A 14,475-nucleotide genomic window follows, 5' to 3' on the forward strand; every position below is an offset into this window, starting at 1 on the left:
CGACAAAGCCGAAGGCTTTGCGCTGGCGCGGGGTGGAGCAGCCCGGTAGCTCGTCAGGCTCATAACCTGAAGGCCGCAGGTTCAAATCCTGCCCCCGCAACCAAAACTTCTTTTCGAGACAAGTCTTAGAACAGATTTAAGGCCCGCTGTAGGGCAAGTTCGAACTGAGCATCCCTATCAGCTCGTCGTCTTGAGCCGCATGTTTGGTTGATGGAGCCTTCAGTCGTTACTCCTCGTTCCGCCGACAATCATATGCTCATTCGAGAGCATCGAACTAGCTTGGCTCTCGCCACAACACGCTGATTTTGCTCGAATTTAGTGTATCCGTTAGCTGCGTGCTGCCCAGACCAATCCCCGCCGCAATATCAGTCGCATATGTGCATTATCGAACTCTGCGGCGACGTGACCAAGGGCAGAATAGAACACACGGCCGGCGCCAAATCTACGTTTGAACACAACCGGCATACTCACATTGGCGGCTGCCGGATCATGTTCGCCGGTGAAGGTGGTGGTCGCGAGGATTTCGATCGAGGGGTCGTAGTGCAGGTAATATTGTTCGGATCGATACTCGAAATCCGGAATGTCTCGCATCAAAGGGTCTTCCGGGCGGGTTACCGCGACGCGAAAATCGATGATATTGCCGGGATGGGCGACCCAGGTGACGCCGGAGACATAGCGGAACGGCGCGCTTTCCTTGAATGAGGTCGCGAGCGAGCCGTGGTGTCCACCGAGCCCAAGTCCTCCGCGTACGGCTTCCACGAGGGCGTCGGCATGGGCCCTTTCGAGGCTTTCGCCCGTGATCACGGGCACGAGAAGATCGGCTTGAGCAAGCTGCGGCGAACGGAAGATGCCGAGATCGTTGGTGACTTCGGTCTGGAAGCCGTCTTCGGCAAGAAGGCCGGCGACGATGCGAGCGCATTGCTCCGGCTCGTGACCCTTCCAGCCGCCCCAAACGATGATCGCCTTGCGCATGATCTTTCCCTATCTCTGATGTGCTGAACCGCCGGGCTGCGGCGCGCCGGCGGTTCAACACTGTGCAACGATCTCAGCTGCGGATCGTGGCTTTCCCTTCTTCGACTAGCCGCGCCGCCGCTTCGGCGGGCGTCGTGCGCTCAAACGCCAGCTCGTCGGCGATCGGGCGCAGGACGCGCTGGTCGAACTCGGTCGATCCCAAAGGCGCGGGTGCCGGGTAGTCGCCGACCTGATCCTTGAGCAGGTCCACGTATTTCACGGTGTCCTGCTCCGTCGGGTTCAGGTTTGGCAAAATCGCCTCGCGGACAACCGGCGACAGCGGGACACCGCGTTCGACACCCAGGATCTTGCCGGCCTCCGGGTCGTTGACGAAGAAGCTGATGAACTGCGCGGCGGCTTCGCCGTTCTTCGTCGTCGCGCCGACGCTCCAGATGAGAGCGGGGCGATAGTAGTGGCCTGATGGCCCGCCTTTCTTCTCGCGAGGCAGCATGGTGATGGCGAGCTTGTTCTTCGAGAGGAGCTGGTAGCCCACGAGCTGGTTGGAATAGGCCATGCCCATTGCCGACTTGCCGAGCGCCAGGCAATTGGTGTCGATCGTGTTCTGGTCCAGCGTCTGCACATCGGCGGCAACGGTTCCGCCCTTCTTCCGCAGGTCCTCCCAGAAGCTGTACCACTCCGTGGCGTCCTCGACGTCAAAGCCAAGCGCCGCGTCCTTGTAGAGGCTCTTTCCGCGCTGCCGCAGCCAGGCGTCGAACACGTAGGTGTAGCGCGCGCCGTAGGGGCCGCCCGCGTAATTGGTCTTGCCGATCGCCTTTGTGAGCTCGACCGCCAGCTTGGCGTATTCATCCCAGGTGAGATCAGGCGCGGGCAACGGGATGCCTGCCGTTTCGAATGCCGTCTGATCGAAGAAGAGCGCGAAGGAATTGAGGCCAAGACCTACGCCGTAAAGCTTTCCGTCGACGGTCGTTAGTTTCAGTATGTCCTTGCCGAAAGCATCGACCTTCAACGTAGAGGGTATGAATTCGTCTAGCGGCAGGCAGGCGCCGCGCTTGGAATAATCCGAGATTGTTCCGGGCTCGAGCTGAAACACATCCGCGATCGAGCGGCCGGCCATCTGTGTCGCAAGCTTGGTCCAGTATCCGTCCCCGCTAAGGGATTCGCCGATAATCGACACGCCTGGCGTCTTGCCTTGATAAAGCCGGGCGACATCGAGCGTGCGCTTCGCCCGATCGTTCGAGCCCCACCACATGGCGCGCAGCTGTGTGTCCGCCGCGAAGGCCGGCATGCCGGCGCCGAGTGCAAGGCCGCTCGCCACGCCGGCGGAGCCCATCAGAAATGAACGTCGATTGATCTGCATGCTGGTTCCTCCGGTTGTCTGCCCGGCGTCCTCCAACGCCTTTCGGGCATGTGGCGGGAAGATTACGCAAAAACCTTCTGTTTGCAATAAAATATCTTTCTGTTGCAAATTTGCGTAAATTGCATAAGTCTGCGTCTATGAACGAGATTAAAACAAAGCGGCCACGTCAGGCCGATATTGCCGCCGCCGCAGGCGTCTCCGTATCGACCGTGTCGCGTGTGCTGGCGAATGAGCCCGGTATCAGCGAAAGTGTTCGGCAGCACATTCTGCGCGTTGCCGCCGAACACGGCTACCAAACCAAAGGCTCCTCGGAGCCAATGGCGGGCGGTCTTGCTTTGATTGCCAGCGATGGAGCAACTGGGGGGCTGAGCGTCTTTTACGAAACGATCGTGGAAGGCTTGCGGGGGGGGGCGGCGAACGCGGGAATGTCCTTCGAAGTTAGGCTAGTCCGTGAGGATCGCGCCATGCCGGATATCATTCGCGACCAGATGGAGGCCACTAACGCGGAAGGCCTTTTCCTAGTCGGTATCGACCCCAACCCTGCGCTTCGACAGTGGATCGAGGCGGAGAAGATTCCGGTCGTTCTCGTCAACGGTACTGATCCGAATCTTCGCCTCGACGGCGTCTCTCCAGCCAACTTCTTCGGCGCCCTACAAGCCGGCGAACGGTTGCTTGCGGCGGGACATCGCAATATCCTGCATTTCACCGGTTCTCACCGCCACACCATCCGCGAACGCGTCAGGGGCTTCGACGCGGCGATCGCATCCGTGGAGGGAGCCGCGAGCAGGATGGTTCCGATGAGTTTCCAAGGCAGCGCCAGCCGGGAAGCCCACGAATTGATGGCCGCCATCCTGGATGAAAGCGCAGGATTCACCGCCGCTTTCTGCATGAACGACTTTATTGCCGTCGGTGTTCTGGAGGCCGTCACCGAGGCGGGCCTTCGTGTGCCGGAAGACTTCGCGATCGTCGGCTTCGACGATCTGCCCTGCGCAATGATGACCAATCCGCCGCTCTCCACCATGCGCGTCGATCGGGGCGCTCTCGGCCGCGAGGCCATTGGCCTGATGATCGACAGGTTCCATGATCGGTCGGCGCCGGCCCGCCACGTATGCCACGCGGTCGTCCCTGTTGTGGGCGGCACCGTGCCAATGCAGAAAACCGATGAGTGATAGAGATGACCTATGATCCGGCCAGCGCCAATCCGTTAGCAGGCAACCCGCTGGAGACGCGCGAGGACATGAGCCGCGCGCTCCTTGCTCTCTTCGATCCGTTGCTCCCCTATTTCTCAAAGGGCAACGCACGCGTTCGTCTGGATGGTGCCGGCGCCCATTTTGACCGCGCCGCCGCGGACCTGGAAGGGTTTGCCCGTCCTCTCTGGGGTTTGGCGCCGTTTGGAGCGGGAAAAGGCGACTTTGCCCACTGGCAGCGTTTTGCGGAGGGGCTTGCGAACGGCACGGATCCCGAGCACCCGGAATATTGGGGCGCGGTCAACGGTCGCGATCAGCGAATGGTCGAGCTCGCGGCGCTCGGTTTCGCGCTGGCGCTTGTCCCCGACAAGATCTGGGAGCCCCTGAGCGAGCCGGCGCGAGCTAATGTCATCGCCTATCTCAAGCATGCGCGGCAGTTCGATTATGCGGATAACAACTGGAAGTTCTTCCGCATCTTCGTCGACATCGCCCTTGATCGCGTCGGCGCCGAGTTCGACCGCAGCCTGACAAGGCAGTACCTCGAGGAGCTTGAGGGCTTCTATATCGGTGACGGCTGGTATCGCGATGGCAATGTGCGCCGCATCGACCACTACATCCCCTTCGCCATGCATTTCTATGGGCTGATCTATTCCAAGCTCGTCAATGACGACTACGCCAAGCGCTACCGCGAGCGCGCTGTTCTGTTTGCCAGGGATTTCCGCAACTGGTTTGCGCCCGATGGCGCGACTATCCCCTTCGGCCGCAGTTTGACCTATCGCTTCGCCTGCGCCGGCTTCTGGTCGGCACTCGCCTTTGCCGATCTGGAGGCGCTTCCCTGGGGCGAGATCAAGCATCTCTGCCTGCAGCACCTGCGCTGGTGGAAGGACAAGCCGATGACCAATCGCGACGGCATCCTGTCGATCGGCTTCGGCTATCCGAACCTGTTGATGTCGGAAAGCTACAACTCGGCGGGATCGCCCTATTGGGCGTTCAAGGCCTTTCTGCCATTGGCGATCGCGGATGACCACCCGTTCTGGACTGCGGAAGAGAAGGCTCCGGCTCCGAGCCAAAGCGTCTCGCAGCAGCGCCATCCCGGCATGGTCCTGATGCGGGCAGGTGGCGATGTGGTGGCCCTGTCATCGGGACAAGAAAATCTCCAGATGCGCTTCGGCACGGAGAAATATGCGAAGTTCGCCTATTCGGCGCGCTATGGCTTCAGCGTCGAAGCCGATGAACGGAGCTTCGCCGGCGGTGCGTTCGATTCCGCGCTTGCCTTCAGCGACGATGGACTGCACTACCGCGTGCGTGAGACCAATGTTAAAGCGAAAGTCGCAGGCGACGTGCTCTATTCAAGATGGTCGCCATTCAAGGATGTTTCCGTCGAAACTTGGCTGGTTCCAACAGCGCCCTGGCACATTCGCGTCCACCGGATCAATTCGCCGCGCCAGCTGCAGACGGCCGAAGGTGGCTTTGCGATTGCCAAGCGCGACTTCGATCTCGATGTGCTTGGGGCAGCGCCGGGGAGTGCTCACGTTATCGGGGAAGCTGACTTCTCCGGCATTCTTGACCTGGGCTCGACGGTGAAGCGAACCGGGCTGGCGCAGAAGGCTCTCCCTAACACCAACGTGATCGTCGCCAAGACACTTATCCCTCAATTGCGCGGCGAAATCCCGGCCGGTGAGACTATTTTCGTCACGGCCGTGCTAGCGCTCGATGACCCGGCCGCGGTTTCCAGCGCATGGATTAGCCCCCCGTTGGCACCGGACATTTCGGCGCTTAAAGCCCGGATTGCCGAGGATAGCGTCACTGTCAGCGCCATCGAAGCGCCGGGGCAAATGTCATGAACCGACCGGGTATTGCACTTGCCATGCACCCGCGTCGAACGGAGCATGTCCTCCCCGATCGCCTTCTTGACCGGCTGGAAAGTTTGGGCCGATTGCTCGACCGGGAACCGCTTCAGACCTTCGCTGACGAGAGAGCCAGGCGAATATTGCCCGACACGGAAATCCTCATAACCGGATGGGGCGCCCCGTATGTCGGCCGCGATGCGCTTTCACTGGCCGGAGGGCTGAAGATTATCGTCCATGCCGCAGGAACAGTTAAGGGGCTCATCGACGAGGAAGTGTTTCGCGCAGGCATTTCCGTTAGCCATGCGGCTGAGGCCAATTCGATCCCGGTAGCCGAGTACACGCTTGCCGCTATCCTTTTCGCCGGCAAGCAGGTCTTCCGCTTCCGCGACACTTACGTCGCGGACCGCAACCGCGATCGTACCAATGCGATGCAGAGGCTTGCGATTGGAAACTACGGCCGCACGGTTGGCATAATCGGCGCGTCGCGCATCGGCCGGCGCGTGATCGAGCTGCTGAAGCCCTTCAGTTTCAAAATTATCCTTTTCGACCCCACATTGTGCGCATCGGAGTGCGCGGCAATCGGTGCTGAGAAAGCTGACCTTGAAACCCTGATGCGCACCGCCGACATCGTCTCGCTGCATGCGCCTTCCCTGCCGTCGACGCGGCACATGATCGATGCTGAAATTCTAGCGCTTATGAAGAATGGTGCCACGCTCATCAATACTGCACGTGGTGTTCTCATCGACGAAACAGCACTTCTGGCGACGCTTTCGACCGGCCGAATCGATGCAATCATAGACGTGACCGACCCTGAGATACCAGGGGCTGCGTCCCTGTTCTACGACCTGCCGAACGTGTTCCTCACACCTCACGTTGCCGGCGCCATCGGTCTAGAGCGGGTGCGACTGGGTGAGATGGCCGTCGACGAGATAGAGCGACACCTTGGTGGTATGCCACTGGCTTACGGGATCACCTGGGCCGACCTTGCTAGAATTGCTTAGGGCGGCGTTGTTTGTTGATAGTCATTCCATTGCACTAAGGAGACGTTCGAAGAGGTCGCGACCGAGTGCAACGTTCTTGCTGGTCCCGATTTCGATCGGCGAGTTCCTTTGTGAGTTGCCTATCGACGCCCATCTCCACGTTGCGCTCCATGAATACGAAGGCTTCATTCGCATCAAAAGAATCGATGAATCCACGGATCGCGGCAATCGGCTCCTGCATTGGAACCAGAATTGCTCGTGCTGCCTTGCCTGCCGGTGCTGACATCTCGTTCAGAGACCAGTTTCACGCGGATTCACCAAGCCGTCGACAAAAGAGTGCGACGGTTCCAACCGAACGTCCGCCGGGCACGTAGCGTGAGCGACGTATAATTGCGCCCTTGGATCCGCTTCTTCAAAGCGGCGGGATGAGTCGCCAATGCTCACGCCTTGGCGAGATTCTAATTTGCACTTCCCCACGGTAAGAATTGACGGATCGCAGAAGCTCGCCGTCGCTTGACAACCATCGAAGATCAGCTCCGTGAACACACCTACACCAGAGTTCTGCGACCAAATGCACCAGCTGTATCTAGGTCAAGAAAAGTTCACGCAATTCGGCTCTCGGGGAGAACGGTAGCCCGATAATCGATCTCGTCGGCATCGACAAGCCGACCGGGCAGAGCGTGTCCCCTTCCCGCGATTAAAAGGGCAGGACTTCTGCAATGACCATGAGTAGGGTACGGTCGGTGGTGCCGGAGTGCGGATTGCGATGATCTAACGCACTTCGCCAAATAGCAAACTGGTTGGTATCTTTCGGCCGATCGAGACCGCCGTGGTGCACGTCGTGTCGATTTGGCCCTACGGCAGCCAGTCAACTGCTTTCGTCGTATCCGCAGTAATGGAACGTTCGCCAGGAGGGCGCAGGCATATGCCGTTCCGACTTGGGTGTGTCGCGGGCACATTTGGAGCCAATGAGTGCTCGATCTCGATGTCGGTTTTGTTCGTTCATAGAAGCGCTTAGTTTAGCGTCGGGCTGTGGCCCGAGCGATTGGACGCGTGGCCACCGATCCCAACTCATCCCGACGCAACCTTGCGGCGCGTAGTCTGGATGTCGTTCTCCTCGAACAGGAGCAATCTCTGGCTATGCTGAGTAAGAAATCCCAGGAGTGAGCACGGCGTCCATTTCTTGCGCCGCCCCTGGGCTTTGCGCGCCCGACCGGTCGACACATACGCATGTGTGGTTCATGAAAACCGGAGAAGGCCGTGAGTTGTGACGCGTATCGTAGCTGCACCTTGAAGGGCGAAAGCTATGGATCGCAAGACATCTCCGCCGGCTTGGCTGCTTTGAGAGGCGGATCCATGGGGCTGTTCGGAATTCTGCTGGGACTTGGTTTGCTGATGTGGTTCGCCTATCGCGGCTGGAGCGTTTTGCTTCTGGCGCCTGCGGCTGCCCTCATCGTTGCCGCGGCTTCAGGCCAGCCGCTGTTGCCGCACTGGACCTCAACGTTCATGGGAGGCACGGCGCGGTTTGTCACGCAGTGGTTCCCGATGTTCCTGCTCGGCGGCATCTTCGGCAAGATGATGGATGACAGCGGCTCCATTACCTCGATCGCGCGTTTCCTGACCGAGAGGCTGGGCGTGAAGCGAACCATGCTATCGGTGGTGCTGGCATCCGCGGTCGTCACCTATGGCGGCGTCAGCGTGTTCGTCGCCTTCTTCGTACTCGTACCCATGGCGCGCGAAATGTTCCGCGCGGCCAATATTCCGGCCAGACTGATGCCGGCGGCGATCGGCCTCGGCGCGTTCACCTTCACCATGTCGGCGATGCCCGGCACGCCCTCGACGAACAACGCCATCCCGATGCCCTACTTCGGCACGACGACCTTCGCGGCGCCCGGCCTCGGCATCATCGCCTCGATCATCACCTTCGCCTTCGGGATGTGGTGGCTGGCCCATATCGAGGCCAGGGCACGGGCCGCCAATGAGGGGTATACGGAGGACGAAACGCCTGTCGTCATAAGCGAAAAGGTGCGCGAACAGGCAACGACCTCGGGCGACTTCGACCCGAGCGAACTCACCCATGGCAAGAAGAGCGAACAGGGACCGTCCTTCCTCTTCGCCGTTTTGCCGCTGATCGTCGTCATCGGTGTCAATTTCCTGATGGCGCTGGTGGTATTGCCCCAGATCGATTTCTCCAGCGCCGAAGCAGCACTCGGCATCAATATCACCTCGACGGTTGGTGTCTGGGCCGTGCTGATTGCGCTGGCTGCGGCGATCGTCACGGTGATCGGACTGAATTATGGACGGCTGGGTGCATTGCGCGAAAGCCTCGACGCAGGCGCCAATTCGGCAGTGCTGCCGATCATGACTGTTGCGAGCCTCGTCGGCTTCGGCGCGGTGGTCGCGGCCATGCCGGCTTTCAACGTCGTCCGCGATGCCGTCCTGCAGATGCCGGGCGGCCCGCTCGTATCGCTGGTCGTGGCGATGAACGCGCTGGCGGCGCTGACGGGCACCGCTTCCGGCGGCATGGCCATCGCGCTCAATGCGCTGGGCGCCGAATACATGAAGCTTGCAGCCGAACACGGTATCGATCCCGCGCTGATGCATCGCCTGACGACGATCAGCGCCGGTACGCTCGATGCTTTGCCGCACAACGGCACGGTGCTTCTGCTGTTGCAGATCAGCAAGCAGACGCACTCAGGAAGCTATCTCGACATGGTGATGACCGTGATCGTCGGCGTCATTATCTCGCTTGTCGCGGTCTTCGTGCTTGGGTCGATGTTCGGCTCGTTCTGAAGTGGCCAGATCGTAGTGCCAGCATGAGTTCGATGGAGTGCCTGAAAGACTGGATGTCAATCGTTCCTATTCGACCAACCTTAGGGAGATTCGTGCCATGAAGAAGATGCATCTCTTGATCGTCGCGCCTTTGCTGATGGCAAGTACGCCGGCATTCGCGCATGTTGGCCCCGGTGACCATGGGTCCTTCGTCTCCGGGTTCCTGCATCCTCTCACGGGGCCGGATCATGTTCTCGCCATGGTCGCAGTCGGCCTGGCAGCGGTGATGCTTGGGAGCCGCGCGCGGCTCGCCATCCCCGTCGCTTTCGTCAGTGTCATGATCGTCGGCTTTGTCGCCGCCCTTGCGGGTATGCACCTGCCTGTTGTCGAGCCGGTTATTCTTGCCTCGGCCGTCGTCATCGGACTGTTGGTCGCGGTTGCGCGGCCGGCATCGCCCACGCTAGTCGCGGCCATTGTCGGCTGCTTCGCATTCTTTCACGGGCATGCGCATGGCGCCGAGATGGCAGGTGCGAACGCCTTTTCCTTCGGCGTGGGCTTTGTGCTGGCGACGGCATTCCTGCACGCGGTGGGGATGGGAATCGGCATCGCCGCCGGTCGCCTGACGCGCGGCACGACAGCCCTGCGGATAGCCGGTGGAGCCACCGCGCTTGGCGGCGTGCTGCTGCTGGCGAGCTGAGGCGCATGGGCATTTGAACCGCGAGGGTCGGTGTTCGGCCCAGCCACGGGCGATTGTTTCGGGAGATTTATGTGACGTTTCAACCAACATTGGGCCAACCAATATCGGGCGGCTTGCCGCTTCAGTTGCTGCGGCTGGTCAGTCCAAGCCAGCCGGTCGGCGCGTTCGCCTATTCCCGTGGCCTCGAATGGGCGGTCCACGATCGGACCGTTCGCGACGAGGCGACTGCACGAGACTGGATCTTCAGGCTGATCGAACACAGCTACGCCGTCTGTGATGCGGCGCTGTTCCTGCGCATGATGCATGCGCTCGAAGCTGATGATCGCGCGGCGTTCCTGAAAGCCGATGCTTGGCTGTCTGCCGCGCGAGAAAGCAAGGAAGTGGAGCTGGAGGACAAGCAGATGGGCGCATCGATGCTGACGGTCCTCTGCGATCTCGGCGTCTCCTCCGCCAAGACTTTCAGCGGCAGGAAGCTGACCTACCCGGCGGTCTTTGCCCTCGCGGCCACATATTGGAAGATCGCGCCGGCAGATGCGCTGCGCGGGCTGCTGTGGAGTGCGGTGGAAGGGCAGGTATCGGCTGCCATTCGGCTGGTGCCGCTGGGGCATACCGCCGGCCAGCGCCTTCTTATCGCCGCGGCCGAGATCATCGAGCGTGCCGCGCGCACGGCGGAGACGACTGGTGACGATGAGATCGGCAATGCGGCGCCGGCAATGGCAATGGCAAGCGCATGGCATGAAACGCAATACAGCCGGCTGTTTCGCTCCTAGGCCCTGACTGGGCAAAGAGAGCCGCGCGGATGCAGCCGAATTGATCCAGGGGGATGAGTGCATTGATTTCGTTGTTCCGCGGCCTTCGGTCCATTCTGATACTTGCTGCCGCGGGTGTGCTTTTCGGTGCCTTCCTGATGTTCTGGGAAGCGATCTTGATGCTCGTGGAAACCTTCCGGATGACCCGGCTCAATCCGGATATGTCGGTCATCGTATCGGTCCTGCGTGCGACCGACAAGATCCTCCTGGGCATCGTGTTGATGGTGGTCGGCTGCGGCATCGCGCTTGGCTTTGCCCTCGATATCCCGCCGGAACAGCGATCGAGATTACCGCAGTGGATGATCATCGATACCGTCGCGGAACTGAAGAACCTCTTCTTCCAGATGATCATTCTCTACCTCGTCGTGCACTTTGCGGCCCAGGTAGGTGAAACGCAAACGCCTCCGCAATGGGAGGCACTGGTGTTGCCGGTGTCGGCGCTGCTTCTCGCAGGCGCGATGAAGTTGACCGCCAGTTCGCACCATCTTTCGGAAGAGAAACGACACGACAGAAGCGAGAAGCAGAAGCCAGGCGATCAAGCGTGAAGCGCTTTCAGCGATCGCGGTCGACTTCGAACGGGACGTAACACGCCGAGATAACAGAGGGACAGCAAGGGCCGTCAGGCCGGATTGAGAAAGGTTTTTCGCTAATGGTCAATGGTTGGCATGCCGAGCTCGATTTGTGGTTCGCGAATTCCCACGGGAAGACGCGTCTGATGCGCCGGCGGCATGTCGGGCCGCTGGCTGTGCAGCGCGCTTTTCACCCGGAAGACGATGGGTCGGCGCATGTCTACATCCTGCATCCGCCAGGCGGCGTGGCCGGCGGCGATGTTCTCAACATCACCTGCGGCCTTGCGCCCGAGGCGCGCTGCGTTCTGACGACGCCTGGTGCGACCAAGTTCTACCGCAGCGAAATCGGCACGAGTACGCAGCGCATACGGATCGATGTCGGCGCCGGTGCGGTCTGCGAGAACCTCCCGCAGGAGACGATCCTTTTCGAAGGCGCGGATGCCTCGATCAGCACAAGCGTGACGCTCGGCGAGGATGCAGCCTACGTCGGTTGGGATTTCGTCAGCCTAGGCCGCCCCGCCGCGGGCGAGGGCTTCGCAACCGGACGACTTGCCCAGCGCGTCGAGATTTTTCGCGGCGACAAGCTGATCTGGTTCGAACGAATGGCGTTTTCGCGCGCACCTGACGTTCTGGACGCGCCGGTTTTCTTTGCCGGAAAGCCCATCGTCGGGACGATGGTCTATGCGGGGCCGGCGCTGGAAAACACCGTTCAGCATATCCGCGACGAACTCGGCGAGCAGGCGCGCGGCGTCTTCTCGGCCAGCCAGCTAGAGCGCGTGATCGTCTGCCGCTATCTCGGAAGCCGCATGTCCGAGGGCAAGGCACTTTTTCTGCAAGCGTGGAGCATTCTTCGCGAACGCGGCCTGATGAAGAAGGCCGTCGCTCCCCGCATCTGGGCAACGTGAACAGCAAAACAAGGAGGCAAGCTCATGGAACTGCTACCGCGTGAAAGAGACAAGCTCCTGATCTTTACGGCCGGATTGGTCGCGGAGCGGCGCAAGGCGAAGGGTCTGAAACTGAATTACCCCGAAGTCATAGCCTATATCTCGGCAGCCCTCCTGGAAGGCGCCCGCGAGGGGCGGACGGTGGCGGACCTCATGTCCTACGGCGCGACGCTGCTGACCCGCGAGGAGGTCATGGAGGGCGTGCCAGAGATGATCCACGACATCCAGGTGGAAGCAACCTTTCCCGACGGCACGAAGCTCGTGACCGTCCACAACCCGATTCCCTGAGGAGGCTATCATGATCCCTGGCGAATATTTCATCGAGAGTGGCTCGATCGACATCAATGCGGGCCGGCAGACCCTGAAGGTCGATGTCGCCAATTCCGGCGACCGACCGATTCAGGTCGGTTCTCACTACCATTTTTACGAGACCAACGAGGCTCTGCTATTCGATCGCGGGCCCACGCGGGGATTTCGGCTCAACATTCCGGCCGGCACGGCGGTCCGCTTCGAACCGGGCCAGGAAAGAACGGTGGAGCTTGTGGCGCTCGACGGCAAGCGTGAGGTTTATGGGTTCAACGCCAAGATCATGGGCAAGCTGTAGGAGGCTATGATGGCAACGATCACAAGGCAGACCTATGCCGATCTCTACGGCCCGACCAAGGGCGACAGGCTTCGGCTGGCCGATACCGAGCTCGTCATCGAGATCGAGGAAGACCGCACGGTTTACGGCGAAGAGGTGACCTTCGGCGGCGGCAAGGTGATCCGCGACGGCATGGGGCAGGGGCAACGCCCCTATGCCGAAGTCGCCGACGTCGTCATCACCAATGTCATCATCATCGATCACTGGGGCATCATCAAAGCCGATGTCGGCATCAAGAACGGACGCATTTCCGGGATCGGTAAGTCGGGTAATCCCGATATCCAGCCGGGCGTTAACATCGTCGTCGGCGGCGCGACGGATGTGATCGCGGGAGAGGGCAAGATACTCACCGCGGGCGGGATCGACACGCATATTCACTTCATCGCGCCGCAGCAGGCGGAAGAGGCGCTGGCGAGCGGCACGACGACGCTTGTCGGCGGCGGTGCCGGCCCGACGGTCGGCACGCTCGCGACCACCGTGACAGCCGGCCCATGGGCGATCCACCGCATGCTTGAGGCGGCGGAAGCGCTACCGATCAATGTCGGGCTGCTCGGAAAGGGCAATATCAGCCTGCCCGATCCGCTGCGCGAACAGGTGCGTGCCGGTGTTGTCGGGTTGAAGCTTCACGAGGACTGGGGCACGACACCGGCGGCGATCGACAATTGCCTGACGGTTGCCGACGAGATGGACGTTCAGGTGGCACTGCACAGCGATACGCTGAACGAAAGCGGCTTCGTACGCGACACCTTCGCGGCCATGAAGGGACGCACGATCCACAGCTTCCACACTGAGGGCGCCGGTGGCGGCCATGCGCCGGATATCATCACGGCAGCGGGCGAGGACAATGTGCTGCCATCGTCCACCAATCCGACAAGACCCTATACGATCAACACGGTGGACGAGCATCTCGACATGCTGATGGTCTGCCACCATCTGAGCCCGCAAATCCCCGAGGACGTCGCATTCGCGGAATCCCGCATCCGGCGCGAGACGATCGCGGCCGAAGACATTCTCCATGATCTCGGCGTGTTCTCGATGATGTCGTCGGATTCGCAGGCTATGGGCCGTATCGGCGAAACGACGCTGCGGTGCTGGCAGACGGCGCACAAGATGAAGGTGCAGCGCGGTCCGCTGCCCGAGGATAGCGGGCGCAACGACAATTTCCGCGTCAAGCGCTACATCGCCAAATACACGATCAACCCGGCGCTGACACATGGGTTTGCCGATCAGATCGGCTCGATCCAGGTCGGCAAGCGCGCAGATCTCGTGCTCTGGAAACCGGCTTTCTTCGGGATCAAGCCGCAGCTGGTGCTGATCGGCGGCATGATCGCGATCGCGCCGATGGGTGATCCCAACGCCTCGATCTCGACGCCGCAGCCGGTGCACTATCGTCCGATGTACGGCGTGCTCGGAAGGGCTCTCGGCTCGACGGGCGTTACCTTCGTCTCGCAGGCCGCACTCGACGACGGAATTGGCGAAAAGCTGAAGCTCTCCAAGCAGCTCGCAGCCGTGAAGGGCACGCGGACGGTGCGCAAGAAGGACATGGTGCACAACAATCTGACGCCGAAGCTGGAGGTCGATCCGCAGAACTATAATGTCCGCGTCGATGGCCAGCTCATCACCTGCGAGCCGGCGGATGTATTGCCGATGTCGCAGCGATACTTCCTCTTCTAGGAAGCCTAAAGCCCGGGCGTG

13 protein-coding genes and 1 tRNA gene are annotated in these 14,475 nt (G+C 60.8%); 12 read left to right on the forward strand and 2 right to left on the reverse strand.

The genetic code is table 11. The features are described 5' to 3' along the window. The first annotated feature begins 26 nt into the window (after positions 1-26). Positions 27-103, forward strand: a tRNA-Met gene (locus tag QTL96_RS24245). Between the two features lie 224 nt (positions 104-327). On the opposite strand, the gene QTL96_RS24250 is transcribed toward QTL96_RS24245, so the two are convergent. Both QTL96_RS24250 and QTL96_RS24255 read right to left on the reverse strand, forming a co-directional pair. Further along, on the reverse strand, positions 328-972 hold the full coding sequence (locus QTL96_RS24250) for a ThuA domain-containing protein (protein ID WP_112941114.1): 645 nt from the start codon (positions 970-972) through the stop codon (positions 328-330). A gap of 73 nt (positions 973-1,045) precedes the next feature. Next, positions 1,046-2,329 carry an ABC transporter substrate-binding protein gene (locus QTL96_RS24255; protein ID WP_289729509.1) on the reverse strand — a complete coding sequence of 428 codons (1,284 nt, stop codon included), beginning with the start codon at positions 2,327-2,329 and terminating at the stop codon, positions 1,046-1,048. Positions 2,330-2,466: 137 nt separating this feature from the next. Between QTL96_RS24255 and QTL96_RS24260 the strand changes: the two genes are divergently transcribed. The 11 genes from QTL96_RS24260 to ureC all read left to right on the forward strand — a co-directional run bounded on the left by QTL96_RS24260 (position 2,467) and on the right by ureC (position 14,454). Next, positions 2,467-3,498, forward strand: a complete 1,032-nt coding sequence (locus tag QTL96_RS24260) for a LacI family DNA-binding transcriptional regulator (RefSeq protein ID WP_289729510.1) — start codon at positions 2,467-2,469, stop codon at positions 3,496-3,498. Between the two features lie 5 nt (positions 3,499-3,503). Next, a complete protein-coding gene (locus QTL96_RS24265; protein WP_289729511.1) occupies positions 3,504-5,360 on the forward strand; it encodes a DUF2264 domain-containing protein in 1,857 nt (618 codons plus the stop codon). Beyond that, complete coding sequence (locus tag QTL96_RS24270; protein WP_289729512.1) at positions 5,357-6,367, forward strand: hydroxyacid dehydrogenase; 1,011 nt, start codon at positions 5,357-5,359, stop codon at positions 6,365-6,367. The genes QTL96_RS24265 and QTL96_RS24270 overlap by 4 nt, the downstream gene beginning before the upstream one ends. 1,335 nt (positions 6,368-7,702) lie before the next feature. Next, positions 7,703-9,139: an SLC13 family permease gene (locus QTL96_RS24275; protein WP_289729627.1), complete on the forward strand. Its 1,437-nt coding sequence runs from the start codon at positions 7,703-7,705 to the stop codon at positions 9,137-9,139. A 97-nt stretch (positions 9,140-9,236) separates the two neighbouring features. Beyond that, positions 9,237-9,815, forward strand: coding sequence for a HupE/UreJ family protein (locus tag QTL96_RS24280; protein ID WP_289729513.1), 579 nt, complete (start codon positions 9,237-9,239; stop codon positions 9,813-9,815). Between the two features lie 125 nt (positions 9,816-9,940). Continuing rightward, a complete protein-coding gene (locus tag QTL96_RS24285; protein ID WP_354669144.1) occupies positions 9,941-10,585 on the forward strand; it encodes an urease accessory UreF family protein in 645 nt (214 codons plus the stop codon). Positions 10,586-10,638: 53 nt separating this feature from the next. Then, positions 10,639-11,169, forward strand: coding sequence for a YqhA family protein (locus tag QTL96_RS24290; protein ID WP_289729514.1), 531 nt, complete (start codon positions 10,639-10,641; stop codon positions 11,167-11,169). Between the two features lie 170 nt (positions 11,170-11,339). Beyond that, a complete protein-coding gene (locus QTL96_RS24295) occupies positions 11,340-12,098 on the forward strand; it encodes an urease accessory protein UreD (RefSeq protein ID WP_289729515.1) in 759 nt (252 codons plus the stop codon). 24 nt (positions 12,099-12,122) lie between these two features. Further along, complete coding sequence (ureA, locus tag QTL96_RS24300; RefSeq protein ID WP_037179616.1) at positions 12,123-12,425, forward strand: urease subunit gamma; 303 nt, start codon at positions 12,123-12,125, stop codon at positions 12,423-12,425. A gap of 10 nt (positions 12,426-12,435) precedes the next feature. Further along, the gene (locus QTL96_RS24305) at positions 12,436-12,741 is read left to right on the forward strand and encodes an urease subunit beta (RefSeq protein WP_112820449.1); all 306 of its coding nucleotides are present in this window, start codon (positions 12,436-12,438) and stop codon (positions 12,739-12,741) included. A gap of 6 nt (positions 12,742-12,747) precedes the next feature. Continuing rightward, positions 12,748-14,454 carry an urease subunit alpha gene (gene ureC / locus QTL96_RS24310; protein ID WP_289729516.1) on the forward strand — a complete coding sequence of 569 codons (1,707 nt, stop codon included), beginning with the start codon at positions 12,748-12,750 and terminating at the stop codon, positions 14,452-14,454. Positions 14,455-14,475: the final 21 nt, after the last annotated feature.

The organism is Rhizobium sp. S163 (genome assembly GCF_030380805.1).
GTDB lineage: Bacteria > Pseudomonadota > Alphaproteobacteria > Rhizobiales > Rhizobiaceae > Rhizobium.

Coding starts and splice junctions, on each gene's coding strand:
- QTL96_RS24250 (WP_112941114.1), bottom strand. CDS start 972: ATGCGCAAGGCGATCATCGTTTGGGGCGGCTGGAAGGGTCACGAGCCG.
- QTL96_RS24255 (WP_289729509.1), bottom strand. CDS start 2,329: ATGCAGATCAATCGACGTTCATTTCTGATGGGCTCCGCCGGCGTGGCG.
- QTL96_RS24260 (WP_289729510.1), top strand. CDS start 2,467: ATGAACGAGATTAAAACAAAGCGGCCACGTCAGGCCGATATTGCCGCC.
- QTL96_RS24265 (WP_289729511.1), top strand. CDS start 3,504: ATGACCTATGATCCGGCCAGCGCCAATCCGTTAGCAGGCAACCCGCTG.
- QTL96_RS24270 (WP_289729512.1), top strand. CDS start 5,357: ATGAACCGACCGGGTATTGCACTTGCCATGCACCCGCGTCGAACGGAG.
- QTL96_RS24275 (WP_289729627.1), top strand. CDS start 7,703: ATGGGGCTGTTCGGAATTCTGCTGGGACTTGGTTTGCTGATGTGGTTC.
- QTL96_RS24280 (WP_289729513.1), top strand. CDS start 9,237: ATGAAGAAGATGCATCTCTTGATCGTCGCGCCTTTGCTGATGGCAAGT.
- QTL96_RS24290 (WP_289729514.1), top strand. CDS start 10,639: ATGAGTGCATTGATTTCGTTGTTCCGCGGCCTTCGGTCCATTCTGATA.
- QTL96_RS24295 (WP_289729515.1), top strand. CDS start 11,340: ATGCGCCGGCGGCATGTCGGGCCGCTGGCTGTGCAGCGCGCTTTTCAC.
- ureA (WP_037179616.1), top strand. CDS start 12,123: ATGGAACTGCTACCGCGTGAAAGAGACAAGCTCCTGATCTTTACGGCC.
- QTL96_RS24305 (WP_112820449.1), top strand. CDS start 12,436: ATGATCCCTGGCGAATATTTCATCGAGAGTGGCTCGATCGACATCAAT.
- ureC (WP_289729516.1), top strand. CDS start 12,748: ATGATGGCAACGATCACAAGGCAGACCTATGCCGATCTCTACGGCCCG.